Origin of the sequence: Janthinobacterium psychrotolerans, assembly GCF_001677885.1 — a bacterium.
GTDB classification, from domain to species: domain Bacteria; phylum Pseudomonadota; class Gammaproteobacteria; order Burkholderiales; family Burkholderiaceae_D; genus Janthinobacterium; species Janthinobacterium psychrotolerans.
Genome location: NZ_LOCQ01000046.1, coordinates 55,475 through 79,027 on the forward strand (window position 1 = coordinate 55,475; position 23,553 = coordinate 79,027).

27 protein-coding genes are annotated in these 23,553 nt (G+C 63.4%); 13 read left to right on the forward strand and 14 right to left on the reverse strand.

Annotated elements, in window-relative coordinates; genetic code table 11:
* Window positions 1-37: 37 nt before the first annotated feature.
* From ASR47_RS27835 to flgA, 4 genes are all read right to left on the reverse strand, one after another.
* Complete coding sequence (locus ASR47_RS27835) at window positions 38-655, reverse strand: PEP-CTERM sorting domain-containing protein (protein ID WP_065306828.1); 618 nt, start codon at window positions 653-655, stop codon at window positions 38-40.
* Between the two features lie 215 nt (window positions 656-870).
* Complete coding sequence (locus tag ASR47_RS05900; protein ID WP_065306829.1) at window positions 871-1,338, reverse strand: flagella synthesis protein FlgN; 468 nt, start codon at window positions 1,336-1,338, stop codon at window positions 871-873.
* Window positions 1,339-1,346: 8 nt separating this feature from the next.
* Window positions 1,347-1,652, reverse strand: a complete 306-nt coding sequence (gene flgM / locus ASR47_RS05905) for a flagellar biosynthesis anti-sigma factor FlgM (protein WP_065306830.1) — start codon at window positions 1,650-1,652, stop codon at window positions 1,347-1,349.
* Between the two features lie 122 nt (window positions 1,653-1,774).
* Window positions 1,775-2,473, reverse strand: a complete 699-nt coding sequence (gene flgA, locus ASR47_RS05910; protein WP_065306831.1) for a flagellar basal body P-ring formation chaperone FlgA — start codon at window positions 2,471-2,473, stop codon at window positions 1,775-1,777.
* 190 nt (window positions 2,474-2,663) lie between these two features.
* On the opposite strand from flgA, the gene flgB reads away from it, so the two are divergent.
* From flgB to ASR47_RS05975, 13 genes are all read left to right on the forward strand, one after another.
* On the forward strand, window positions 2,664-3,110 hold the full coding sequence (gene flgB, locus ASR47_RS05915) for a flagellar basal body rod protein FlgB (protein ID WP_065306832.1): 447 nt from the start codon (window positions 2,664-2,666) through the stop codon (window positions 3,108-3,110).
* Between the two features lie 2 nt (window positions 3,111-3,112).
* On the forward strand, window positions 3,113-3,514 hold the full coding sequence (flgC, locus tag ASR47_RS05920) for a flagellar basal body rod protein FlgC (protein ID WP_065306833.1): 402 nt from the start codon (window positions 3,113-3,115) through the stop codon (window positions 3,512-3,514).
* A 16-nt stretch (window positions 3,515-3,530) separates the two neighbouring features.
* Window positions 3,531-4,232, forward strand: a complete 702-nt coding sequence (locus tag ASR47_RS05925; RefSeq protein WP_065306834.1) for a flagellar hook assembly protein FlgD — start codon at window positions 3,531-3,533, stop codon at window positions 4,230-4,232.
* A 78-nt stretch (window positions 4,233-4,310) separates the two neighbouring features.
* Window positions 4,311-5,858, forward strand: a complete 1,548-nt coding sequence (locus ASR47_RS05930; RefSeq protein ID WP_065306835.1) for a flagellar hook protein FlgE — start codon at window positions 4,311-4,313, stop codon at window positions 5,856-5,858.
* A gap of 18 nt (window positions 5,859-5,876) precedes the next feature.
* Entirely contained in the window at window positions 5,877-6,620 is a 744-nt protein-coding gene (locus tag ASR47_RS05935) for a flagellar basal body rod protein FlgF (RefSeq protein WP_065306836.1), read from the forward strand.
* Between the two features lie 71 nt (window positions 6,621-6,691).
* On the forward strand, window positions 6,692-7,474 hold the full coding sequence (gene flgG / locus ASR47_RS05940; protein ID WP_065306837.1) for a flagellar basal-body rod protein FlgG: 783 nt from the start codon (window positions 6,692-6,694) through the stop codon (window positions 7,472-7,474).
* A gap of 45 nt (window positions 7,475-7,519) precedes the next feature.
* Complete coding sequence (locus tag ASR47_RS05945) at window positions 7,520-8,182, forward strand: flagellar basal body L-ring protein FlgH (RefSeq protein ID WP_065306838.1); 663 nt, start codon at window positions 7,520-7,522, stop codon at window positions 8,180-8,182.
* A gap of 2 nt (window positions 8,183-8,184) precedes the next feature.
* Window positions 8,185-9,300, forward strand: coding sequence for a flagellar basal body P-ring protein FlgI (locus tag ASR47_RS05950; RefSeq protein WP_065306839.1), 1,116 nt, complete (start codon window positions 8,185-8,187; stop codon window positions 9,298-9,300).
* A gap of 11 nt (window positions 9,301-9,311) precedes the next feature.
* Window positions 9,312-10,223, forward strand: a complete 912-nt coding sequence (flgJ, locus tag ASR47_RS05955) for a flagellar assembly peptidoglycan hydrolase FlgJ (protein WP_065306894.1) — start codon at window positions 9,312-9,314, stop codon at window positions 10,221-10,223.
* A gap of 87 nt (window positions 10,224-10,310) precedes the next feature.
* Window positions 10,311-12,278: a flagellar hook-associated protein FlgK gene (gene flgK, locus ASR47_RS05960; RefSeq protein ID WP_065306840.1), complete on the forward strand. Its 1,968-nt coding sequence runs from the start codon at window positions 10,311-10,313 to the stop codon at window positions 12,276-12,278.
* A 48-nt stretch (window positions 12,279-12,326) separates the two neighbouring features.
* Entirely contained in the window at window positions 12,327-13,568 is a 1,242-nt protein-coding gene (gene flgL / locus ASR47_RS05965) for a flagellar hook-associated protein FlgL (protein WP_065306841.1), read from the forward strand.
* Between the two features lie 133 nt (window positions 13,569-13,701).
* A complete protein-coding gene (locus ASR47_RS05970) occupies window positions 13,702-14,142 on the forward strand; it encodes a MarR family winged helix-turn-helix transcriptional regulator (protein ID WP_065306842.1) in 441 nt (146 codons plus the stop codon).
* Between the two features lie 56 nt (window positions 14,143-14,198).
* Entirely contained in the window at window positions 14,199-15,461 is a 1,263-nt protein-coding gene (locus ASR47_RS05975) for an MFS transporter (RefSeq protein WP_065306843.1), read from the forward strand.
* Between the two features lie 276 nt (window positions 15,462-15,737).
* Here ASR47_RS05975 and fliR read toward each other — a convergent pair whose 3' ends face one another.
* The 10 genes from fliR to fliI form a co-directional block, all read right to left on the reverse strand.
* Window positions 15,738-16,604 carry a flagellar biosynthetic protein FliR gene (gene fliR / locus ASR47_RS05980; protein ID WP_065306844.1) on the reverse strand — a complete coding sequence of 289 codons (867 nt, stop codon included), beginning with the start codon at window positions 16,602-16,604 and terminating at the stop codon, window positions 15,738-15,740.
* Between the two features lie 22 nt (window positions 16,605-16,626).
* Window positions 16,627-16,896 (reverse strand): flagellar biosynthesis protein FliQ, encoded by a 270-nt coding sequence (fliQ, locus tag ASR47_RS05985; protein ID WP_065306845.1) that lies wholly within the window; start codon window positions 16,894-16,896, stop codon window positions 16,627-16,629.
* 9 nt (window positions 16,897-16,905) lie between these two features.
* The gene (gene fliP / locus ASR47_RS05990; RefSeq protein ID WP_065306846.1) at window positions 16,906-17,682 is read right to left on the reverse strand and encodes a flagellar type III secretion system pore protein FliP; all 777 of its coding nucleotides are present in this window, start codon (window positions 17,680-17,682) and stop codon (window positions 16,906-16,908) included.
* Window positions 17,672-18,265, reverse strand: a complete 594-nt coding sequence (gene fliO, locus ASR47_RS05995) for a flagellar biosynthetic protein FliO (RefSeq protein ID WP_065306847.1) — start codon at window positions 18,263-18,265, stop codon at window positions 17,672-17,674. The genes fliP and fliO overlap by 11 nt, the downstream gene beginning before the upstream one ends.
* The gene (fliN, locus tag ASR47_RS06000) at window positions 18,262-18,696 is read right to left on the reverse strand and encodes a flagellar motor switch protein FliN (protein WP_065306848.1); all 435 of its coding nucleotides are present in this window, start codon (window positions 18,694-18,696) and stop codon (window positions 18,262-18,264) included. The genes fliO and fliN overlap by 4 nt, the downstream gene beginning before the upstream one ends.
* A gap of 53 nt (window positions 18,697-18,749) precedes the next feature.
* Entirely contained in the window at window positions 18,750-19,736 is a 987-nt protein-coding gene (fliM, locus tag ASR47_RS06005) for a flagellar motor switch protein FliM (protein ID WP_065306849.1), read from the reverse strand.
* A gap of 6 nt (window positions 19,737-19,742) precedes the next feature.
* A complete protein-coding gene (gene fliL, locus ASR47_RS06010) occupies window positions 19,743-20,258 on the reverse strand; it encodes a flagellar basal body-associated protein FliL (protein ID WP_065306850.1) in 516 nt (171 codons plus the stop codon).
* A 142-nt stretch (window positions 20,259-20,400) separates the two neighbouring features.
* Window positions 20,401-21,645 carry a flagellar hook-length control protein FliK gene (locus ASR47_RS06015; protein WP_150127701.1) on the reverse strand — a complete coding sequence of 415 codons (1,245 nt, stop codon included), beginning with the start codon at window positions 21,643-21,645 and terminating at the stop codon, window positions 20,401-20,403.
* A 32-nt stretch (window positions 21,646-21,677) separates the two neighbouring features.
* Window positions 21,678-22,118 (reverse strand): flagellar export protein FliJ, encoded by a 441-nt coding sequence (gene fliJ, locus ASR47_RS06020; protein WP_065306852.1) that lies wholly within the window; start codon window positions 22,116-22,118, stop codon window positions 21,678-21,680.
* 32 nt (window positions 22,119-22,150) lie between these two features.
* Window positions 22,151-23,467, reverse strand: a complete 1,317-nt coding sequence (gene fliI / locus ASR47_RS06025) for a flagellar protein export ATPase FliI (protein WP_245714273.1) — start codon at window positions 23,465-23,467, stop codon at window positions 22,151-22,153.
* Window positions 23,468-23,553: the final 86 nt, after the last annotated feature.

Genomic DNA, 23,553 nt, shown 5'->3' on the forward strand with positions numbered 1-23,553 from the left:
GGCGACGCTGTTGTATGGCGTGCTGGAACGTACCGGCTTACGCTGGCGCGACCGGCTGGTAACGCATCATTTGCCAGCGGCCGCTATCGCGCACCACGCCGCTTTTGCGGCGCCACCATCCCAGGCCGACCAGGCCCAGGCCCGCTAGCAGCATGGCGTAGGTTCCCGGTTCGGGCACGGCCATGGTCAGCGAAATGTCGAGCAGGGAATCGCGGATGCCGGTGCCGGTGGCCACCATGGTGTAGGTGCCCGGCCCCAGCAGGCCGCCGAAGGTCGAATGGGCGAAGCCGCCGAGCACGCCGACAAAGTTGTCGGATTGCAGCAGGGTATTGGTGGCGTCGAACAGGTCGATATTGACGCCGGTCAGGCGCGGACCGAAGTCGTCTGCCATATTGACCAGCCAGGCGGCATTGCCGGAAAAGTATTCGACGCCGTCGCCGACGGTAAACGTGGTGGTTTGCGACAGCGCGCCCCGTTCCGTGGTGAAAGTGTCGACCACCAGCGAGTCCTGCGCCAGCAGTGGCGTGGCGACGACGGCATTGGCGTAAAGGTTGCCGTACTTGACGACTTGTGTATCGGCCTGGGCCAGGGGCGCCAGCAGGCCGCAGCCCAATAACAGCGCCGCGCTTGCCCGCGTTAGTGCGATAGCGTTCATATTCATGCTCCTGTACTACATGCGATTGAGTGGGTACGCCGGGGCCGGTGCGGCACCGTGCGCGAGGGAAGGCAACAACGTCAACCGAGGAGATGTTTTTTTGTCAGCGGGAAAAGTCCGCCTGTTTGTGGTGCGGCGTGCCAGGTAAGAGCATAGCGCCGCCGGCGCGGCTGACTTTGCGCATGCTCAAACAGACAACCTTTTTGGTGCCGTAATCAGCCGATCACGACGCGGCGATGGGTGGTATTGGTGGTGGTCTGGCCGCTGGGGCCGTAGAAATTGCCGCTTTGGGCCGCCGGACGCATGGCGACCAGTGCGCCCTGGGTGTGCAGCAGATGTTTGTTGACCAGCAAGCTGTTCAGGCGATTCTGTTCCTTGGCCTGGCGCGTGGTGCCGAGCAGTGCCGTCCACAGCGGCGCCGCTTCGGTATTGCCGGCGGCGGCCAGCCAGCCGTCCATGCCGTCTTCGCCAGCGGCAAAGCCGGCGGCGGCCAGTGCCTGGTGGCGTTGCTGCGCCAGCTGGCTCAGCTGTCCGATCAGTGCCGTCTTGCGCACCGTAATGTCCGAAATTGCATCGATGTCGGCCGCAACCAGATGCAGCTGTTCTTGTTTCATCAATGCCAGCAAGCTGGTCATGAGCTCATGCTCGTGGTGCAGGCTGGAAAACGGAGTCACGGATTGCATGGAAGAACCTATCTATTTCGTGAGTGCAGCAGGTCCTTGACCGTGTCGAGGAGACCGTCCGCCACTTTTTCAGAATTGACCTGGAACTGGCCATCGGCAATCGCGAGTTTGATGCGTTCGACTTTTTTCGTGTCGAACACGCTATTGCTGCTGGTCGTTGCGCTGGTCGCCAGTGCCTGCCCTTGCGGCGACAGGCGGACGCTGTCCGACGATGCCGGGGCAGCTTGCGCCTTCTCGGTGTTGCGGGCGCCGGACGTGGCCGCCGGCGTGACCGGCAAGCCGGGATTGCTTTTAATGTTATCGGTAATTTTCACAACGTGATCCTCGTCTGGTCGAAGTCAAAAAACTCCGGTATATGAGTTCTTATCGGCCACTATTCCTGAAACTTTAGTGTGCCAGATGACAAATATCGTTGTCCAGACAAGTTTGCAATGCTTTAAAAGGCCACTTCGACCAAGCCTCCCGCCCGCGCGATGCCGCTGATCTGCTGTCCCCCCTGGGTGCGTACCTGCACCGTCTGGCCGTCGCCGGCGTTGCCGATGGCGCGTCCTTCTGACGCCACCTGGAAACCATTGCCGCTTGACACTACCCGGACCAGCTGGCCCTGCTTGACCACAGGCGGGCGGCGCAAGGTATCGGTGCGCATCGGCGTGCCCGCCGGCAGCGACATATTGGTGCTGGCGCCCACTACCTGTTCCATATTGGTGGCGATTCCTGCAGGTAATGCCGCCAGGTCGCCCTGCATCGTCACCAGTTGCGTGGCATCTATCGTTTGGCCCTGCGCCAGCGGCACGGCGCTGGCGATGTAGTCGCCCACCACTGCCACGTTGGCCTGCAGGTAAATCGTCCAGCTGGCCGGCGCGGTGCAGCGCACGCCCACCGTGCTCTTGCCCCAGGCGCGGCTGCCCGGCGCCATGAACGCTTGCGGCGCGGGGCAGGCGGCCAGGTTCAGGCGCGGGTCGACCGCGCCGACCGTAACGGTGACCTGGCCCGGCAGGCCATTGCTTTGGACTTGCAGGAACTGCTGTACCGTCTGCCGCAGCGCTTCCGGCGACTGGCGGCCGCCTGTCTGTGCCTGCGCCAGTGGCGCAAATGCAACAAGTACGGACAGCAGCGAGAGGAAGTGTTTTTTCATGATGATAGGCCTCTGGAATACTGCCATGATAGTCGCGCCAGGTGTGCTTGAAGCGTGGATTAAGGGGTGAAAGTATGGTCTGATCCGGCGATGGTATTGCCGCTGAGAACCGTACTATCTTTCCTGTCATCATATATGTCGCCATCCTTCCGCCATCAGGCGCCAGTGGCGGACCTTTCCGGAGCCAGACATGATAGGGAAACTCGACGATTACCTGCGCTTTCACGAGTCCGCGCTGAGCTTGCGTTCGACGCGCCAGGAACTGCTCGCCTCGAATATCGCCAACGCCGATACGCCCAACTACAAGGCGCGCGACGTCGATTTCGCCAGCGCCCTGAAAGGCGTGCTGGCGCGCAGCGAAGGGGTGGCGCCGGCACTGACTGGCACGGCGGCGAAACATCTTCCAGGCAACGGCGTTGCCGCCAGCACCGTTCCGGGCGGCAAGGTCGAAACCATGCCCGACGGCACGCCGCTGCTGTACCGCGCACCGGCCCAGGGCGCGGTCGATGGCAATACGGTGGACATGGACCTGGAGCGCAATGCCTTTGCCGATAACGCGATTCGGTATGAAGCGAGCATCACGCTGCTCAATTCGCAGATCAAGAGCATGCTGACGGCCATCCAGGGAGGACAATAATCATGTCGCTATTTAATATTTTCAATGTTTCCGGTTCAGCAATGAGCGCCCAGGCGCAGCGCCTGAACACCGTGGCCAGCAACCTGGCCAATGCCGACAGCGCCACCAGCGCCAGCGGCGAAGCCTACCGCGCCAAGCAGGTGGTGTTCGAAGCCGTGCCGCTGGCCGCAGGCGGCACCGCCGTCAAGGTGCAGAAGGTGATCGAAGATCCTTCGCCGATGAAACTGGTGTACGACCCGAAGAATCCGCTGGCCGACGACAAGGGCTATGTGACCATGCCTAACGTCAATACCGTCGATGAAATGGTCAATATGCTGTCCGCGTCGCGCTCCTACCAGACCAACGTGGAAACCATGAACGCGGCCAAGTCGCTGCTCCTGAAAACACTCACACTCGGCCAATAAGGCCTGACTGATCATTATGGCAACCATCGATACCAGCTCCCCCGCCGTCACCAACGATCTGATGGCGACGATGAATCCGAAGAAAACCACGGCCGCCGCCGGCAGCGTGGAAGAGGACACCAATAAATTCCTTACCCTGCTCGTGACGCAGCTGCAAAACCAGGACCCGATGAATCCGCTCGACAATGCGCAGCTGACCAGTCAGCTGGCCCAGCTGTCGACCGTGACCGGCGTCAACAAGCTCAATTCCACGCTGGAAACGCTGAAGACCAGCTACCAGCAAGCCGAATCGATGCAGGCGGCCAACATCATCGGCCATGGCGTGTTGACCGCCGGCAAGGGTATCACGCTGAGCAAGAGCGCGTCCCTGCTGGGCGTGGACCTGGCCACGCCCGCCGACAATGTCAAGGTCGTCATCTATGACGGCGCCGGCAAGGAAGTCCATGCCATCGACCTGGGCGCGCAAGCGGCCGGCACCTTGCCGCTGGGCTGGAACGGCGAGACTGGCGAAAAGGGTGCGGACGGCAAGCCCATCGTGCTGGCCGACGGCAGCTATACCTTCGAGGTGGTGGCCACGCGTGGCGGCGAGAAACTCAAGGATGCCACCGGCCTGACCTTCGGTTCGGTGGCCAGCGTCTCGACCGGGACGGCCGGCGTGAAACTCAATGTCCCTGGCGTCGGCAGCATCAACATGGCCGACGTGAAACAGATTCTGTAAGTGTTGCAAAACCCTTTGCAGCCTGAAACCCGCTGCTCCCTGACCATTTAACGAAAAATTCCTTACCAGGAGCAAAGAATGTCTTTCCAACAAGGCCTGAGCGGCTTGAACGGCGCCGCCAAATCGCTGGACGTCATCGGCAACAATATCGCCAACTCGGGCACCGTGGGTTTCAAGCAATCGCAGGCGCAGTTTGCCGATATCTACGCCAGCTCGCTGTATGGCGTGGCCGGCAACCAGGCCGGCATCGGCGTGGCGGTGTCGCAAGTGGCGCAATCGTTTAGCCAGGGTAACCTGGAAACCTCGGCCAATCCGCTCGATCTCGCCATCAATGGCGGGGGCTTTTTCCGCACCAACGCGGGCGGCACGATCCAGTATTCGCGCAATGGCCAGTTCCAGGTCGACAAGAACGGCTTCATCATCAATGCCCAGAATGCGCAGCTGACCGGCTATCCGGTCGATGCCAACGGCAAGGTGCTGGCCGGCGCGCCGGTGCCGCTGCAGATCGATCCGGGCGACATGAGCCCGCAAGCTACCACCAAGGTCGACACCCAGATCAACCTCAATTCGAATTCGGTCATGCCGACCACGGTGCCGTTCAGCATGACCGACCCGACGTCGTACAACAAGCAGATTCCCGTCGCCGTCTACGATACGCTGGGCAACGCGCACACCATGTCGATGTTCTACGTCAAGACCGGCACCAATGCCTGGGACGTCTATACCGCCTCGGATGACCTGGAAATCACCAGCGCCAAGGCCGCCTCCGCACTGCAGACCGACCCCGCCGCGCTGGCCGCGCGCGCCACCTACCAGGCTGCCGTCACGGCCGTGCCGCAGGTTCCCGCCAATGTCGCCAATGCCGCCGTCGCGTATGCCAACGCGGCTGGCGCGGCCGTCACCACCGCCGCCGGCACTGCCGGCGCGAACGCCGCGCAACTGGGCGCGATCGCCGCCACCTATGGCAGTGCGGTGGCCAACGGCGTCAATTCGAGCCGCACGCCGGACCAGATCGACGCGGCGATCGCCGCCGCCACCGTGGTGCCAGCGGTCAAGACCGCTTCGCTGATCTTCAACAGCGTCGGCAGCCTGGACAAGGCCGCCATGCTGGCGCTCAGTCCGCCGCGGACCCTGCCTCTCACCGTCACTTTGCCCATTATTCCGGCCACCGGCGCCACGGGCACCCTGGCGGTCAAGGTCGATTTCAGCAATTCGACCCAGCTGGGCCTTGCTACCAGTGAAAAGAAAACCGTGGCCGATGGCTACGCTGCGGGCCAGCTGAGCCGCTTCGTGGTCGGTTCCGACGGCATTATCCAGGGCCAGTACAGCAACGGCAGGACGCGCGACCTGGGCCAGGTCGTCCTGACCTCGTTTACCAATCCGAACGGTTTACAGCCCCTGGGTAACAACGCCTGGGGTGAAACCTCGATCTCGGGCGGCCCCATCATCGGCGAACCCGGCACCGGCACGGCCGGCAATTTGCGCTCGTCGGCGGTGGAAGTGTCGAACGTCGACCTGACGGCCGAGCTGGTCAACATGATCACCGCCCAGCGCGCCTACCAGGCCAATGCGCAGACCATCAAGACGCAGGATTCGATCTTGCAAACCCTCGTGAATCTGCGGTAATACAGCAAGGAGCAGCACATGGATCGTCTTATCTACACCGCCAGCTCGGGCGCCAAGCACATCCTGGACAAGCAGGCGACCACCGCCAACAACCTGGCCAACACGACCAGCACCGGCTTCCGGGCCCAGCTCGATTCGTTTCGCGCGGTGCCGGTGGTGGCGGACGGCATGATGCCGACGCGCACCTTTGTCGTCGATTCGACGGTCGGCTCCAACTTCGAGCAGGGCCCGATGATCCATACCGGGCGCGCGCTCGACGTGGCGGTGGAGAACAACGGCTGGATCGCGGTGCAGTCGGCCGATGGATCGGAGGCCTATACCCGCAACGGTGCCCTCAAGCTCAATGAAAACGGCATGCTGCAAACCCAGTCCGGCCTGATGGTGCAGGGCGATACGGGGCCGCTGGCCGTGCCGCCTGGCGTGACGGTGACGATTGCCGGCGACGGCACCATCGGCACGATTTCCACCGATGTGCCGCCGGGGCCGTCGACGGTGCTGGGCCGCATCAAGCTGGTCAATCCGCCCGAGCAGATGCTGGTGCGTGGCGACGATGGCCTGTTCCGCGTCAAGGACGGCAGCGTGCCGCAGGCCGACCAGACGGTCAAGCTGACCACCGGCGCGCTGGAGGGCAGCAATGTCAGCCCGGTCGACTCGATGGTGACGATGATTGCGCTGGCGCGCCAGTTCGAAACCCAAATGAGCCTGCTCAAGAATGCCGAGAACAACGCGGCGAAAGCCACCCAGATCCTCGCTTTGAATTGATAGGGCGAGCCGCATAATGGTCACATAGAAATTGTCACAGGGCCTGCGCGCGCTGTTATTGGAGAAAAATCATGATACGTTCCCTTTGGATTGCCAAGACCGGCCTGGAAGCGCAGCAAACGCAGATGGACGTGATCGCCAATAACCTGGCCAACGTCAGCACCACCGGCTTCAAGAAGTCGCGCGCCGTGTTCGAAGACTTGCTGTACCAGAACGTGCGCCAGCCTGGCGCGCAGTCGTCTCAGCAGACCCAGCTGCCATCGGGCCTGCAGATCGGCACCGGCGTGCGCACCGTCGCCACCGAACGCATCCACACGCAGGGCAATCCCCAGGCGTCCGGCAACTCGCGCGACGTGATGATCAACGGCACCGGCTTTTTCCAGGTGCTGCTGCCCGATGGCGCCACTGCCTACACGCGCGACGGCTCGTTCCAGACCGATTCCAACGGTCAATTGGTCACCTCCGAAGGCTTCGTGATCCAGCCCGCCATTACCGTGCCGACCAATGCGCTGAGCCTGACGGTGGCGCGCGATGGCACCGTCTCCGTCACCTTGCCCGGCGTTGCCGCGCCTTCGCAGATCGGCGCCTTGCAGCTGACCACCTTCGTCAATCCGGCCGGCCTGGAATCGAAAGGCGAAAACCTGTACATGGAAACGGGCGCCTCGGGGGTGGCGCAGACCAATACGCCGGGCACCAATGGCGCTGGCTTGTTGATGCAGGGCTATATCGAAACCTCGAACGTCAACGTGGCCGAGGAAATGGTCAACATGATCCAGACGCAGCGCGCCTACGAGATCAACAGCAAGGCCATCACCACGTCCGACCAGATGTTGCAGAAACTCTCACAGCTCTAAATTTTTGTCATGCCATCCGCCCACGGATGGCAGCGGAGGCTTACCATGTCTTGTTCCATCAATTACCCCATCATCGCCTTGCTTGCTGCAGCCATCCTGTCCGGCTGCGCCGTCACCCCCACCTCGATCGTGCCTTACCCGACCACCACGCGCGCGCCGATGCCCGAACCGGTGGTGGCCAGCAACGGCGCCATCTACCAGCAGTCGACCTACCGTCCGGCCTTCGAAGACCGCCGCGCGCGCCATGTGGGCGATACCCTGATCATCGCCATTACCGAACGCACCAACGCCGTCAAGTCGGGCGCCAGCTCGGGCAACAAATCGAACAGCGCCAGTTTCAGCACGCCGGGCCTGCTGCAGGGGCGCTTCGGCGGCACGGTGGCGGCCAATGGCGCGCTCAAGCATGCCGATGGCGACAACCAGTCGGCCAGCAATACCTTTTCCGGCACGATCGGCGTGACGGTGATCGAGGAACTGCCGAACGGCAACTTGATCGTGGCTGGCGAAAAACAGATCGCGATGAACAAGGGCACCGAATTCATCCGCTTCTCGGGCATGGTCAATCCCGATACCATTGGTATCGGCAACGTGGTGCCGTCGACCCAGGTGGCCGATGCGCGCGTGGAATACCGCACCAACAGCCAGATCGACCGCGCCGAGATGGCCTCGATGGCCTCGCGCTTCTTCCTCAGCCTGTTGCCGTTCTGATCATGGCCAAGCTTACTTTTCCCCGCCTGCTGGTCGCCTGCGCACTGGCGGCATCAACGATTGCGCCGCTGGCGCAGGCCGAACGCCTGAAAGACCTGGCCAGTATCGCCGGCGTGCGCCAGAATCAGCTGATGGGCTATGGCCTGGTGGTGGGCCTCGATGGCAGCGGCGACCAGACCACCCAGACCCCGTTTACCATCCAGAGCGTGGCGGCGATGCTGCAGCAGCAGGGCATCAACCTGCCGCAGGGCTCCAGCCTGCAACTGAAAAACGTCGCCGCCGTGATGGTGACGACGTCCTTGCCGGCGTTTGCCCAGCCGGGCCAGATGCTCGACGTGACGGTGTCGTCGATGGGCAACGCCAAGAGCTTACGCGGCGGCACCTTGCTGATGACGCCCTTGAAGGGCGCCGACGGCCAGGTATACGGCATGGCGCAGGGTAATGTGCTGGTCGGCGGCGTGGGCGCGCAGGCGGCCGGCAGTTCCGTCACCGTCAATCATCTGAGCGTGGGCCGCATTTCCGGCGGCGCCACGGTCGAGCGCAGCGTGGCCAGTTCGGTGGGGGCCAACGACATCATCCGCCTGGAACTGAACGCCACCGATTTCGCCACCGCCAGCCGGGTGGTCGACGCCGTCAACAGCCGCTATGGCCCCGGCACCGCCGCCGCCCTTGACGGTCGCGTGATCCAGGTGCGCACGCCGCCGGGCAGCGACCAGCGCGTGGCCTTCCTGGGCCAGCTCGAAAGCATCGAAGTCAATCCGGCCCGCCTGGCCGCCAAGGTCATCATGAATGCGCGTACCGGTTCGGTGGTGATGAACCAGTCGGTGACCCTGGAAACGTGCGCCATTTCGCACGGCAACCTGTCGGTCACCATCAATACCGAGCCGCAAGTGAGCCAGCCGCCGCCTTTGTCGGGCGGCACCACGGTGGTCACGCAGACGGCACAGATCGATATCAAGAAGGAACCGGGCAAGGTGATGCTGGTCAAGGGCGGCGCCGCACTGTCCGACGTGGTGAAGGCCCTCAACGCCATCGGCGCCTCGCCGCAGGACCTGCTGGCCATCCTGCAGGCCATGAAGGCGGCAGGCTCCCTGCGCGCCGAACTTGAAATCATTTGATGGGGCCTGCCATGATCAGCCAAACCGACCTCAGCAACACCGCCGCCTATGACGTCAAGGGCATGGATGGCTTGCGCCAGTCCGCCAAGGCAAAAGATCCTGCCGCGCTGAAAGAGGCGGCCACGCAGTTCGAAGCCATGTTCATCAACATGATGATGAAAAGCATGCGCGACGCCACGCCGCAGGACGGCATCATGGATAGCCAGCAAAGCAAGATGTATACCTCGATGCTGGACCAGCAGACCAGCCAGAGCCTGGCCAAGCGCGGCACCGGCCTGGCCGATGTGTTGCTGCGGCAATTGTCGGCCAACCAGGCGCTGCCGGACAGCGAGGCCGCCGCCTCGCCGCGTGCATCGAGCATGGCCGCCGCGCTGGCCGCCTTCCGCCAGCAGCAGGGCGCCGTCACGGACGGCGCGGCACCGGCCGGCAAGACCCTGAGCGACAAGGCCAATGCCAGCCAGGCGCCGCATGTGCGCGCTTTCCAGGAAAAGCTCGGCGTACACGCCGAGGAAGCGAGCCGCAGCACCGGCATCCCGGCCAAGTTCATGCTGGGCCAGGCGGCGCTCGAAACGGGCTGGGGCAAGCGCGAAATCGTCGGCCGCGACGGCAGCAGCAGCCATAACCTGTTCGGCATCAAGGCCACCGGCGACTGGAAGGGCAAGGTCATGGAGGCGGTCACCACCGAATACGTCAATGGCAAGGCGCAGCGCAAGGTCGAGAAATTCCGCGCCTACGACAGCTATGCGGACAGCTTCAAGGATTATGCACAGTTAATTACTGGCAATAAACGCTATGAAAAAGTGCTGGCCGCCGCCGGCGACGCCAGCGCCTTTGCGCACGGCCTGCAAAAAGCCGGCTATGCCACCGATCCCAATTATGCTGCCAAACTGACCAAAATCATCAAGGGTTCGCTGGTCGGCTAGGGTGTGCCGCGGCTGGCGGTGAACGCCGGCTTCAAGTTTTTGCCACCGCTGCCGTAAACAAACAGGACAGGAACCTACAAAGACACCATGACCTCGAATCTCCTCAGCATCGGTAAAAGTGGCTTGCTCGCAGCGCAGGTGGGCCTGTCGACGACCGGCCATAACATCACCAACGTGAACGTGGCCGGCTACAACCGCCAGACCGTGCAGCAGCAGACGGCCAATGCCAATTACGCCGGTTATGGCTATGTGGGCACGGGCACGGAGGTGTCGCAGATCAAGCGCCAGTACGACAGTTTCATGTCGACCCAGGTCAATGCTGCGCAAAGCAGCACCAGTTCACTCAACGCTTATTACACCCAGATCAGCCAGATCGACAATATGCTGGCCGACTCGACGGCCGGCCTTTCGCCGTCGCTGCAGGATTTTTTCAAGGGCGTGCAGGACTTCAGTTCCAACCCGTCATCGGTGGCCTCGCGCCAGGCACTGCTGTCGAGCGCCAGTTCGCTGACGGGCCGTTTCCAGGGTCTCAGCGCGCGCCTTTCGGAAATCGGTGCCGGTGTCGATTCGCAAATTACCTCGAACGTGGCGGTGATCAACACCTATGCCAAGCAGATCGCCGAACTCAATGTCTCGATTTCGCAGCTGACGGTCGACCCGGCACTGCAGCCAAACGACCTGCTCGACCAGCGCGACCAGCTGGTCAATGAACTCAATAAGTACGTCAAGACCACGGCGCAGCCGGGATCGAACAACACCATCACCCTGTCGATCGGCTCGGGCCAGCCGCTGGTGGTGGCCAACCGCAGTTTCGAACTGGCCGCCACGCCGTCGCTGACGGACCCGAACCGGGTCGAAGTGGGCTACGTCACCGGCAGCAGTGTGACAATCTTGCCGGAAAACGCGCTGGCAGGCGGCTCCCTGGGCGGCTTGCTGGAGTTTCGTAGCGGCGCCCTGGACCGCGTGCAGAACTCGCTGGGCAAGGTCGCCGCCGGGCTCGCCACCACCTTCAACGAACAGCACAAGCTGGGCCAGGACCTGAACGGCGACATGGGCGGCGACTTTTTCAAGATCCCCGACCCGCAGATTGGCGCGAGCCGTCTCAACAGCGCGTCGAGCACCACCGTGCTGTCGGCCAAGATCAGCGACCCAGGCGCGCTGACGGCCAGCGACTACAACATGCGCTACGATGGCAACAACTATGTGGTGACGCGCCAGAGCGACGGTGCGCGCACCGTCATCAATCCCTACCCGCAAACCGGGCCGCAAACCATCGACGGCGTGGATTTTTCGGTCTCGGGCACGGCTGCCGAAGGCGACAACTACGTCATCAGGCCGACCGCCAGCGTGGCCGCCGGCCTGGGCGTGCTGATTAACGACCGCAACAAGCTCGCCGCGGCGGCGCCGATCGCCACTGGCGCGCCGGTCAGCAATACCGGCAGCGGCAAGTTGTCTGCCGGCACCGTCGACAAGAATTACCTGGCAGCGGGCAACGCGCTAACGACACCTGTCACGTTGACGTACAACAAGGCAAGCAATGCTCTCAGCGGCTTTCCGGCAGACAAGGCCGTGACCGTCAAGGGGCTCGATGGCAACAGCACCACGTATCCGGCCGGCACCGCCAGCATTGCCTACACGGCAGGCGACCATTTCAGCTTTGGCGGCATCGGTGTGACGATGACGGGCGCGCCGGCCAACGGCGACACCTACACGATTTCTCCGAACAAGGGTGGGGTCGGCGACAACCGCAATGCGGTGGCGCTGGCGGCCTTGCAGACGAAAAACATCCTCGATGGCGGCAATGCCACCTTCCAGGGTTCGTATGCGGAAGCGGTCAGCTTTGTCGGCAACAAGACGCGTGAAGTGCAGGTCAGCGGCCTGGCAAGCCAGGCCCTGCTGGAACAGACCACCAACCAGCAGCAGGCTGTATCGGGCGTCAACCTCGATGAAGAGGCGGCCAATTTGCTGCGCTACCAGCAGGCCTACCAGGCGTGCGGCAAGGTCATGCAGATTGCCAGTACCCTGTTCGACGTGGTCATCGGCCTCGGACGCTAATCATTATTTTGCAGCGGCTTCGCCGCCGCCATCAGGAAGGGCAGCATCATGCGCATCAGCACACGAATGATTTACGAGCAGGGCAGCACCCAGCTGAACAATTTGCAGAGCGCCTTGAACCGCACGCAGATGCAGCTGTCGACCAACCGCCGCAACCTGACGCCGGCCGACGATCCGATCGCCTCGGCGCGCGCGCTGGAAGTGACGCAATCGCAGTCGCTCAATACCCAGTTCGTGACCAACCGCTCGAACGCCACCAATTTTTTGTCGCAGGAAGAACTGGCGCTGAAAAGCGCCACCAACCTGATCGCCGACGTGCAGGAACTGGTGGTCAAGGCCGGCAATCCGGGCTTGCGCAACGAAGAGCGTGAGACCATCGCGAAAGAGCTCGAAGGACGCATGACCGACTTGCTCGGCATCGCCAATACGGCCGACGGCGCCGGCGGCTACTTGTTTGGCGGCTACAAATCGAGCACCCAGCCGTTCAGCCAGACGCCGACCGGCGCCGCCTATGCGGGCGACCAGGGCCAGCGCGAGCTGCAGGTGGGCTCGGCGCGTTTTCTGCCTACCAGCGATTCCGGCGCCGCAGTGTTCGAAGACAATATGACGGGCAACGGCAAATTTACCGTCACTCCCGACAGCGGCAATTATGCGCGCGGCGGCGCCGGCATCGTTACCAGCAGCACCGTTACCGACGCCAGCAAGCTGACCGGCAACAAATACGAGATCAAGTTCAGCGTGACCGGCACCGGCGACGCCGCCGTCACCAGCTACACCATCAACGACCTGACTCTGGGCCAGACGGTGCCCAATCCCGCCGTGCCGATGACGTACAAGTCGGGCGATGCGATCAACTTCGACGGTCAGCAGGTCATCATCGGCGGCAAACCGGGCGACCAGGACAGCTTTGCCGTGGCGCCGAGTTCCAAGGAGTCGCTGTTTACCACCGTGACCAATTTGATCGGCTCGCTGCGCCTGTCGGGCAATGGCGACGCCGGCCAGGCTCGCCTGGCCAACAACCTGAGCGCGGCCAGCAGCGTCCTCAGCACGGCCTACGATAATGTGCTGTCGGTCACGGCCAAAGTGGGCGCGCGCATGAAGGAACTCGACTACCTGGCGAGCGCCGGCGATGACCTCGACTTGCAATACTCGGCCACCTTGTCCGATTTGCAAGACCTGGACATGGTCAAGACCGTCTCGCTGTTCACCCAGCAGCAGATCACCTTGCAGGCCGCGCAGAAAACGTTTACCCAGGTGTCGGGGCTGTCACTGTTTAATTACATCAACTGACGCCGCCAACTGGCCGGGGCAGGGAGCTTGCTTCCACCCCGGCTTTTTTTTAGGTAAAAGCAATACGCAGCCTAACTGTGCAGTCTGCCTGCATATCTGTTATACTTGAGGCCGTTCAATACCCCACGTCCTTATGTCCACCACCGACCACCACGAACAAGTCCTGCTGCTGGCCAGCGCATTGCGCATCGAAGTGTGCAAGCTGCGCCGCCGCCTGCGCGAAGAAGCCCATATCGCCGACGTCACGCCCTCGCAGGCATCGGTGCTGAGCCGGCTCGAACGCGATGGCCCGGCCACCGCCAGCAGCCTGGCGCGCGCCGAAGGCATGCGTCCGCAATCGATGGCCGCCACCGTGCTGGCCTTGACGGACGCGCAGCTGGTGACGGGCGCGCCCGACCCGCTCGACAAGCGGCAAACCATCCTCAGCCTGACCGGGCATTGCCGCACGCTGATCAAGGCCAGCCGTGCGGCGCGCGAAGACTGGCTGGCGCGCACCATTGAAAGCCGGCTGACCATGGACGAAGCCATGCAGCTGCGGCAGGCCATGGCGCTGCTCAAACGTTTGGCGGACTGAACACTCAATAAACCATCTTGAATACCGACCCAGGCCAGGAGGCCCCCCACTAACAGATGCTCAACACTTTCCGCTCGCTCAAGAATCCCAATTACCGTATCTGGGCCGGTGGTGCCCTGGTCTCCAACGTCGGCACCTGGATGCAGCGCACCGCGCAGGACTGGCTGGTGCTCAGTGAACTGACACAGCACAATGCCAGCGCCGTCGGCATCGTCATGGCGCTGCAGTTCGGTCCGCAGTTGCTGCTGCTGCCATTGACCGGCATGGCGGCCGACCTGCTGGACCGGCGCAAGCTGCTGCTGTGCACCCAGGCGGCGATGGGGTTGCTGGCGCTGGGCCTGGGATTGTTGTGCATCAGCGGCCGGGTGGAGCTGTGGCATGTGTATGTGTTCGCCTTCTTGCTCGGCTGCGTGACGGCCTTCGACGCACCTGTGCGCCAGACGTTTGTCTCCGAAATCGTCAGCGAGCAGGACCTCGGCAACGCCGTGGCCCTGAATTCCACCTCGTTCAACGCGGCGCGCATGCTGGGCCCGGCCGTGGCGGGGTTGTTGATCAGCAGCGTCGGCACCGGCTGGGTGTTCATCATCAACGCGTTCTCGTTTGCCGGCGTGATCGGCTCGTTGTTGCTGCTGCGCACCTCCTTGCTGCGCGCCGCGCCACGCATCAAGGCCAGCCGCGCCGGTCTGGCCGAGGGCTTTCGCTACGTCAGTTCGCGGCCCGACCTGGTGTCGGTGATGCTGATGCTGTTTTTGATCGGCACCTTCGGTCTGAATTTCCCGATCTTTTTGTCGACCATGTCGGTGACGGCCTTCCATGCGGGCGCCAGCCAGTATGGCGTGCTCAGCTCCATCATGGCCTGCGGTTCGGTGGCCGGCGCCCTGATGGCGGCCGGGCGCGACAAGCCGCGCCTGGCGCTGCTGCTGGGTGCGGCCGCGCTGTTCGGCTTTGGCTGCGCGCTGGCCGCCGTGATGCCCAATTACTGGCTGTTCGGCGTGACCCTGGTGATTATCGGGATTGCCGCGCAGACCTTTACCACCACCGTCAACAGCGCGGTGCAGCTGTCGACGGCGCCAGCCATGCGCGGACGCGTGATGGCCATCGTGCTGGCGATTTCGGCCGGCGGCACGCCGCTGGGTGCCCCCATCGTCGGCTGGGTCGCCGATGTGTTCGGCCCGCGCTGGGCGCTGGGCATCGGCGCCTTGTCCGGCTTTGCGGCGGCGGCCGTCGGCGTGCGCTACCTGGTGAAATACCACGGCCTGACACTGCATTTTGACAGCTGGCGCTGGCGTTTTGCGCTCAGCGGCGAGCAGCAACATTAAGAACGCCCGACAAAACTTCTTGCTTGGCCAATCGGCAACACCGTACACTGAGCCTCGCTGAACGTTACAGCCTGCGTGGAGAAACCGTGCGTCTGACGATCAAGTCATTGCGACGTACTATGCTGGTGCTTGGGATTGCTGCAGTCATTGGCGTGACTGGTGCCACATCTGTCAGCTGCGGCGTTGGTCTGGCACATGGAACAGGCACTTGCATGTACGGCAAGGAAGCCGCAACGCCGCCATCGGCATTTTTTCCGGCCCGCTGTTTTTAGTCATTTAAGGCGGCGTTAATGGCGTGACAGGTGATGCTGGTGGCGCCGGGCGCAGCGGTTTGGCCGGCGGCGGTGGCGGCCGGTCGCGCTCGGCAAAGCCGCGCGGCAGCAGGCGCGCCGTTTCTATGCCGCGCAGGAACATGTTCTGGAACGGCGTGGCCAGGTAGGGCAGCACCATCGCCAGCACCAGCAGGCCCACGCCCAGGGTGACGGGAAAGCCGATGCCGAAAATATTGAGCTGCGGCGCGGCGCGCGTCAAAATGCCCAGCGCCACGTTGGTCAGCAGCAGGGCGGCAACGATGGGCAAGGAAATCTGCACGCCCGAACGGAAGATTTCGCCGCCCCAGGCCGCCAGTTGCTGGAAGCCACCGCTGTGGATCGGGCTGGCGGAAATCGGCAGGCTGACAAAGCTTTCGGCCAGCGCCGCCAGCAGCACCAGATGGCCATTGACGGTCAAGAACATCAGGGTGGCCAGCATGGTCAGAAACTGGCTGATGGCCGACGAGCGGCCCTTGGTCTGCGGATCGAAGAACGAGGCAAAGCCCAGGCCCATGGTCAGGCTGCTGATCTCGCCGGCCATCTCGATGGCGGCAAACACGATGCGGATCGAAAAACCCATCGTCAGGCCGACCAGCATTTCCTGCGTCAAAATCAGCAGGCCCGCCATCGACAGCGGATCGGTGGCCGGCAGCGCCGGCACGGTGGGCGCGATGATCATGGCCAGCAGCATGCCCAGACTGACCTTGACGCTGATGGGCAGGGCGGCATTGCCGAACAGCGGCGCGGCCGCCACCAGGCCGAGGATGCGGCTAAGCGGCCACAGCAGTGCCGCGATCCAGGTATTGAGTTCGATGCTGGTCAGTGTCAGCACGGCCGATGCCCTTGCCGCACGTTCAGTTGACCAGGTTCGGAATGCCGGTAAATACCTGGCGCATGTAGTCGAGCATCACGGACAGCATCCACGGCCCGGCCACCACGATGGCGACAAAGATGCCCACCAGCTTGGGGATAAACGACAGGGTGGCCTCGTTGATCTGCGTGGCGGCCTGGAAAATACTGACGATCAGGCCGATGATCAGCGCCACCAGCAGCATGGGCGCTGCCACCATCAGGGTGATTTCCATGGCCTGGCGGCCAATTGTCATGACGCTTTCGGGGGTCATCGCGGGTCCCTAGTAAAAACTCTGTGACAGCGAGCCGAGCAGCAACTGCCAGCCGTCGACCAGCACGAACAGCATCAGCTTGAACGGCAGCGAAATGGTGGCCGGCGACATCATCATCATGCCCATCGACATCAGCACGCTGGCCACCACCATGTCGATGATCAGGAAGGGAATGAAAATCGCAAAGCCGATCTGGAACGCCGTTTTCAGTTCGCTGGTGACAAAGGCCGGCACCAGGATGCGCAGCGGCACGTCTTCCGGCCCTTGCAGGGCCGGTGTGCGCGACATCTTGGCGAACAGGGCCAGGTCGGCCTGGCGTGTCTGCTTGAGCATGAAGGTTTTCAAGGGATCGACGCCCTTGTCGAGCGCCTGCTGCATGCTCAGCTTGTTTTCCTGGTAGGGCAGGTAGGCGTCGGTGTAGATCTTGTCGAACACCGGGCCCATCACGAACAGGGTCAGGAACAGGGCCAGGCCCACCAGCACCTGGTTCGGCGGCGCCGACTGCGTGCCGATCGCCTGGCGCAGCAAGGACAGCACGATGATAATGCGGGTAAAGCAGGTCATCATCAGCAAGGCCGCCGGCAGGAACGTCAGCGACGTCATCAGGATCAGGGTTTGCAGCGGCAGCGAATAGGCCACTCCGCCGCCAGGCGCCGGCGCGCTGTTAAAGGCCGGAATGCCGGGCTGGGCCAGGGCCCACAGCGGCAAGGCCAGCGCGACGCCGGCCAGCAGCCATTTCAATATCGTCTTCGGATTGTTCAACGTCTGCGCCTGCTTATTTGCCATTGCGTTTTTCAATGGTCTGTTTCAGCCATTCGGAAAAATTCGCGGCGGCCGGGCCGTTTTGCGCGTTCGACAAGGCCGGCGGCTCGCCTTCCTGGCGCGGCAGGGTGGCCAGCGCATTGACACGGCCGGGCGAGGCGCCGACGACGATCCACTGGTCGGCCACTTCGATCAGCACGATGCGTTCGCGCCCGCCCAGATTGAGCGAGCTGACCACGCGCATCTTGCTGTTGCCGCCCAGCGCTTTCGGACCAAAGCGTTTCATGGCCCAGGCAAGGCCGATCAGCAGGGCCAGCACGAACATCAGGGCAAAAATGGTTTGCAGCAGGCTGCCGCTCGACGCCGTCGGCGCCATCGTCATCGGCGCGCCGGGCGGCATGGCGGGCAGGGCGGTTGCAGGCGCAGCAGCGGCCGCAGGCGCCGCTGCCGGCACTACAGCAGCAGCGGCAGCGGTATCGGCAGGCGCTGCGGCGGCCTCGATGGTTGGCGTGGCCGGCGCGCTGGCTGGCGCATCGGCCGCCCGGGCCATGCAGCAGGCCGCCGCCAGCGGCAGCAGCAGGGTGGAAATCAACAGGCCAGGCTTCATTTATTGAGTTTTCGGATACGTTCGGATGGCGTGATGATATCGGTCAGGCGGATGCCGAACTTGTCGTTTACCACCACCACTTCGCCTTGCGCGATCAGGCAGCCGTTGACCAGCACGTCCATCGGCTCGCCGGCCAGGCCGTCGAGCTCGACCACGGAACCTTGCGCCAGTTGCAGCAGGTTCTTGATGGCGATCTTGGTGCGGCCCAGTTCCACGGTCAGTTGCACCGGGATATCGAGGATGAAATCGATATCGTTATGGGTTTCCGACTTCGACGCCTGTTTCGAAAAATCCTTGAATACGGCGGCGCTGGCCGCGCTGGCGGTATTGGCGGCCGCGTTTTGCAGCGCCTCGGCTTCTGCTTTCGCCTGCTCGGCGATCGCCGCGCCCCAGTCGTCGTCCATGCTTTGGTCGTCTTGGTTGTCGGACATGTGTTTCTCCTGTTGTACAGATGCAGGCAGCCGTGCGGCCCGCTTGCTAATTACTAGTGATTATTGATGTTGTCGGCATTGGCCAGCAGTTTCTCGACCTTCAATGCATATTGTCCGTTCAATACGCCGTAAGTGCAATCCATCACCGGCACGCCGTCCACCGTCGCGGCGATCAGTTCCGGGATATTCAGTGGAATGATGTCGCCCACCTTCATGTTGAGGATTTCGTCGAACGACACGCGCGCCGTGCCCAGGGACGCCACCAGTTCCACTTCGGCGATCTGGATCTGCTGCGTCATCAGGCGGATCCAGCGCTTGTCCACTTCCAGCGCCTCGCCTTGCAGGCTCGAGGTCAGCGAATCGCGGATCGGCTCGATCATCGAGTACGGCATGCAGAAGTGGATCTGGCCCGACACGGAACCGAGTTCGACCGTAAAGGTCGACGCCACCACCACCTCGTTCGGCGTGGCGATATTGGCGAACTGGGTATTCATTTCAGAGCGGATATATTCAAACTCGACCGGGAACACCGGTTCCCACGATTTCGTGTACGCCTCGAAGACGATATCGAGGATGCGCAAAATGATGCGCTGCTCGGTCTGGGTGAAGTCGCGGCCTTCGACGCGCGTATGGAAACGCCCGTCGCCGCCGAACAGATTGTCGACCAGCAAGAACACCAGGCCCGGATCGAACACCATCAGGGCCGTGCCGCGCAGCGGCTTCATGTGCACCAGGTTCAGATTGGTCGGCACCACCAGGTTACGGATGAATTCGCTGTATTTCGATACGCGCACCGAGCCCACCGACACTTCGGCGCTGCGGCGCAAAAAGTTGAACAGGCCCACCCGCAGCAAGCGCGCGAAACGCTCGTTGATAATCTCCAGCGTCGGCATGCGGCCGCGCACGATGCGTTCCTGGGTCGCCAGGTTGTAGGTCCGTACGCCCGTGACGTCTTCCGGTGCCTGCGCGTCGTCCTGGTCTCCGTTGACGCCCTTCAGAAGGGCATCGACTTCTTCCTGGGAAAGGAAATTATCGGCCATGGCTGCTTATTGAATGATAAATGCGGTAAATAATACGTCCGTCACGTCCTGCTCCGGCCCTTTGTCCTCGAACGGCTGGTTCACCTGGTTGATGATTTCCGCCGCCAGCTGTTGTTTGCCTTCCACGGTATTGAGCTCGGACGCCTTCTTGCCCGACAGTAGCAGCAACAAACGGCTGCGCACCTTGGGCATGTTCAGCTTGATCGTTTCCATTTCCTCGGCGTTCGCCACTTGCAGCGTAAACGCGATCTGCAGGTATTGCTCGCCGTTTTCCGGCTGCAGGTTGACGGTAAAGGAATCGATGGGCACGAATACGGGCGGACCGGCTTTCGCTGCGGAATGTTTCTTTTTCTTCGACGGCGACGCTTCTTCCGCATCGCCCTTGCCATGCAAGAAATACCAGGCCGCGCCACCGCCCACGCCGCCGGCCACCAGCACCGAGGCGAGAATGATGATGATCAGCTTTTTCTTTGACGCTCCCGCAGGTGCCAGTGCCGCATCGGCTTTCGGATCTGCTTTCATTTTTGGATTTGCTTTCAATGGTACTCAACTGCATGGAAGTGGATCACGACGCCATTATGTCATTATCGGCAAAGGATGCGCAGAACCAACTGTCGAAAAGAGGGCGCAAGCGCGCTCAACTTGTTTTTTGCAGCAGAAACTTTCAGGCAAAGGTATCGACTTCGCCCAGCGACGGCCTGCCGCGTCCCGCGCCTTGGGTGATGGCGATCTCGCCGCCCGACACCGCGCCGCCCTGATTGCCGCCGCGTCCACTACCGCTACCCTCGCGCTGGCTGTTGTTCTGCTGGGGCGCACCGTCCGACACGGTGGCGCTGCCAAACGCAATGCCGGCCTCGGCCATCATGTCGCGCAGGCGCGGCAGCGCCGCTTCCAGCGCTTGCCGTACTTCCGGCTGGGCTGACATGAAGGCGGCGTCGGCCTGGTCATTGGTGACCGTCAGCACCACTTGCAGCGGGCCGAGGTCGGGCGGATTCAGGGTCAGGGTGGCGCTCTGGTCGCCGCCGGCCGCCATCCACACCACTTTCTGGCCCAGCTGCTGGTCCCAGGCCGGCGTGCCGACACGGCCCATCAGCTTGTCGGCCGGCACTGCCGCCGCCGCTGCCTGCTGCAGGGCGCCCGGCGCCAGCGTCGCGGCCAGGCGGGTCAGGTCGGGTGCGGCTTCCTTCGGCAACGGTTCGGCCAGCGCCGAGCCGGCCTTGGCGGTGGCGGCCAGTTGCGCGTCGAGCGCCAGTTTGCCCGCGTCAGGCTTGCCGGCCTGCACCGTGGCGCCGGCCTGCGCCTTGCCCAGGCTGGCGGCAAAACCGCCGCCCTTGCCATCGTCAAGTACAGTCTCGGTCCTGGTATCGGTGCCGGTCCCGGTCCCGGTCCCGGCCGCTTTCTGGCCGGCCAGCAGCTGCGCCGCGCTGATGCTTTTGCCGTCGAGCTTGGCCAAGCCGCGCGCGCCGGCGTCGCCGGCCGCCGCGCCGCCATTGGCCGGCTGCTGCATCGCCAGCTTGATGCTGCCCACCAGGGCCAGCATGTCGGCGACCGGGTCGGCCGGTGGTTTGGCTTCCGCCGCCGTCGTCTCTTCCGATTCGCTGCTGTCGCTGTCCTTGTCGGCCGGCGCCGCTTCCTTGGCCGAGCCGGCATGGGCCTGCTCGGCGGCCGCCTGTTCGTTCGCCTTGCTGGCCGCTGGCGCCGGGGCCGGGGCCGGGGCCGGCGAAGCAGGCTTGGCCGCAGCCTGCGCCGGCGTTTGCGCCTGGGCGCGGCCGCTGGCCTGGCGCTGTTCCAGCTGGCGGTTCAGGGTGCGCTGGAAGTCGCCTTCGGGAGCGCTGCCGGACGGCATGTCGCGCCGGGCCGGCGCCGGCGTCGCATTCGGGGAGGAAATCTGGGAAATCGGGGTCTGCATGATGGGCCCTGTGGCGCTGCTGCCAGCGTAAATTAACGTTTGTAGTAAGCTTGCCGTGCCGCGTGTTCGTCCATGGCCTTCTGGTCGCGCTTGTTTTCCAGCTTCAGGGCCTGTTCCTGCGCCCGGTTGTTCAGCGTGGTGTAGGACATGCGCTTGCGCTCGGCCGTTTGCCAGCTGGCTTTTTCATGTTCGCTGCGCGCCTGCGCATGGTTGACCACCTGCTGCTGGCCCGTGATGGCGCTGTCCAACTTGAGCATGAAGGCCTGGAAGTTGCGGTAGGCGATGGGCGTGATGCCATTGGCCATGCTCGCTTCGAAGCGCTGCGCATAGTCGTCGCGGTAGCCGGCCAGCATCTGCAGCTTTTGCTGGCAGTCGTCGAGCGCTTTCAGGGCCGCACCCAGGCGCTTGGCACAGTCATCGGTCTCGCGCTGGGCCAGGTCGATCAGGGTTGCAAGTTGGGATGGAGATGCCATGATTAATTATATGCCTGGCAGACACGCTTCAATCACTCGAACAGAGCGGCAAGTTGCCCCAAGCTCTCGTCCATGCCGACACGCTCGGTAATCTGCTGTTGCAAAAACGCTTCAATCTTCTCGTGCAGGGCAATCGCCTGGTCCAGCACCGGGTCGGTGCCGGCGGCGTAGGCGCCCACGCTGATCAGGTCGCGGCTGCGCTCGTAGCGTGAATACAATTGCTTCAGCTTGCGCGCCTTTTGCTGGTGTTCATGGCTGGTGATCGAATGGGCGGCGCGCGAAATCGATTGTTCGATATCGATCGCCGGGTAGTGGCCCGCTTCGGCCAGGCGGCGGTTGAGCACGATGTGGCCGTCGAGAATCGCGCGCGCCGAGTCGGCGATCGGGTCCTGCTGGTCGTCGCCTTCGGTCAGCACGGTATAGAACGCGGTGATCGAGCCGCCGCCTTCCTCGCCATTGCCGGCCCGTTCCACCAGCACCGGCAGCTTGGCGAACACCGACGGCGGATAGCCCTTGGTGGCGGGCGGCTCGCCGATCGCCAGCGCGATCTCGCGCTGCGCCATCGCATAGCGTGTCAGCGAATCCATGATCAGCAGCACGTTTTGTCCCTGGTCGCGGAAGTGCTCGGCAATCGCTGTCGCATAGGCGGCGCCCTGCAGGCGCATCAGCGGCGGCGTGTCGGCCGGCGCGGCCACCACCACCGAGCGGGCCAGGCCCTCCGGCCCGAGAATCTGCTCGATGAACTCTTTTACCTCGCGGCCCCGTTCGCCGATCAGGCCGACCACGATCACGTCGGCCTCGGTGTATCTCGCCATCATGCCCAGCAATACGCTCTTGCCGACGCCGGAACCGGCGAACAGGCCCATGCGCTGGCCACGGCCCACCGTCAGCATGGCGTTGATCGAGCGCACGCCCACGTCCAGGGTCGAGACAATGGGCGCGCGACCCAGCGGATTGGCGGGGCGCACATTGATGGGGGCGCTGTCGGTGGTGTGCAGCGGCCCCAGCTGGTCGAGCGGACGCCCGGCGCCGTCCAGCACGCGGCCCAGCAATTGCGCGCCGACCGGCAAATGGCGCGCACGGTCGCTGGGACGGCGGCGCGGATGCGCCACGCTGCCCGGGCGCGGTATCGCCGGTTCGACCGAAAACACGCGCGTGCCCGGCACGATGCCTTCGACATCGCTTTGCGGCATCAAAAACAGCCGGTCGCCTTCGAAGCCGACCACTTCGGCCTCGACCCGGCCGCCGTTGGGCAGTGGCACGGTGCAGGCGGCGCCGACGGCCAGGCGCAGGCCGACCGCTTCCATCACCAGGCCGGCCACGCGCGTGACCCGGCCCGAGACCTGCATCGGCTCGACAAAGCCGACCACGGCCGAGCAGTCGTTCAGGTAGGCGCGCCAGCGCGCCGCATGGGAGTTGACGGGCTTGTCGTCCT

Excerpts from the sequence above, each read along its gene's own strand:
- ASR47_RS05930 (WP_065306835.1), top strand. The coding sequence starts at position 4,311 with ATGTCTTTCCAACAAGGCCTGAGCGGCTTGAACGGCGCCGCCAAATCG.
- fliP (WP_065306846.1), bottom strand. The coding sequence starts at position 17,682 with ATGGCAAATAAGCAGGCGCAGACGTTGAACAATCCGAAGACGATATTG.
- flgJ (WP_065306894.1), top strand. The coding sequence starts at position 9,312 with ATGATCAGCCAAACCGACCTCAGCAACACCGCCGCCTATGACGTCAAG.
- ASR47_RS05900 (WP_065306829.1), bottom strand. The coding sequence starts at position 1,338 with ATGCAATCCGTGACTCCGTTTTCCAGCCTGCACCACGAGCATGAGCTC.
- ASR47_RS05970 (WP_065306842.1), top strand. The coding sequence starts at position 13,702 with ATGTCCACCACCGACCACCACGAACAAGTCCTGCTGCTGGCCAGCGCA.
- fliJ (WP_065306852.1), bottom strand. The coding sequence starts at position 22,118 with ATGGCATCTCCATCCCAACTTGCAACCCTGATCGACCTGGCCCAGCGC.
- fliM (WP_065306849.1), bottom strand. The coding sequence starts at position 19,736 with ATGGCCGATAATTTCCTTTCCCAGGAAGAAGTCGATGCCCTTCTGAAG.
- fliN (WP_065306848.1), bottom strand. The coding sequence starts at position 18,696 with ATGTCCGACAACCAAGACGACCAAAGCATGGACGACGACTGGGGCGCG.
- ASR47_RS06015 (WP_150127701.1), bottom strand. The coding sequence starts at position 21,645 with ATGCAGACCCCGATTTCCCAGATTTCCTCCCCGAATGCGACGCCGGCG.
- ASR47_RS05925 (WP_065306834.1), top strand. The coding sequence starts at position 3,531 with ATGGCAACCATCGATACCAGCTCCCCCGCCGTCACCAACGATCTGATG.
- ASR47_RS27835 (WP_065306828.1), bottom strand. The coding sequence starts at position 655 with ATGAACGCTATCGCACTAACGCGGGCAAGCGCGGCGCTGTTATTGGGC.
- flgL (WP_065306841.1), top strand. The coding sequence starts at position 12,327 with ATGCGCATCAGCACACGAATGATTTACGAGCAGGGCAGCACCCAGCTG.
- ASR47_RS05935 (WP_065306836.1), top strand. The coding sequence starts at position 5,877 with ATGGATCGTCTTATCTACACCGCCAGCTCGGGCGCCAAGCACATCCTG.
- flgK (WP_065306840.1), top strand. The coding sequence starts at position 10,311 with ATGACCTCGAATCTCCTCAGCATCGGTAAAAGTGGCTTGCTCGCAGCG.
- ASR47_RS05950 (WP_065306839.1), top strand. The coding sequence starts at position 8,185 with ATGGCCAAGCTTACTTTTCCCCGCCTGCTGGTCGCCTGCGCACTGGCG.
- fliL (WP_065306850.1), bottom strand. The coding sequence starts at position 20,258 with ATGAAAGCAGATCCGAAAGCCGATGCGGCACTGGCACCTGCGGGAGCG.
- fliQ (WP_065306845.1), bottom strand. The coding sequence starts at position 16,896 with ATGACCCCCGAAAGCGTCATGACAATTGGCCGCCAGGCCATGGAAATC.
- fliI (WP_245714273.1), bottom strand. The coding sequence starts at position 23,467 with ATGCAGGTCTCGGGCCGGGTCACGCGCGTGGCCGGCCTGGTGATGGAA.
- fliO (WP_065306847.1), bottom strand. The coding sequence starts at position 18,265 with ATGAAGCCTGGCCTGTTGATTTCCACCCTGCTGCTGCCGCTGGCGGCG.
- flgC (WP_065306833.1), top strand. The coding sequence starts at position 3,113 with ATGTCGCTATTTAATATTTTCAATGTTTCCGGTTCAGCAATGAGCGCC.
- flgB (WP_065306832.1), top strand. The coding sequence starts at position 2,664 with ATGATAGGGAAACTCGACGATTACCTGCGCTTTCACGAGTCCGCGCTG.
- flgA (WP_065306831.1), bottom strand. The coding sequence starts at position 2,473 with ATGAAAAAACACTTCCTCTCGCTGCTGTCCGTACTTGTTGCATTTGCG.
- flgG (WP_065306837.1), top strand. The coding sequence starts at position 6,692 with ATGATACGTTCCCTTTGGATTGCCAAGACCGGCCTGGAAGCGCAGCAA.
- ASR47_RS05975 (WP_065306843.1), top strand. The coding sequence starts at position 14,199 with ATGCTCAACACTTTCCGCTCGCTCAAGAATCCCAATTACCGTATCTGG.
- ASR47_RS05945 (WP_065306838.1), top strand. The coding sequence starts at position 7,520 with ATGTCTTGTTCCATCAATTACCCCATCATCGCCTTGCTTGCTGCAGCC.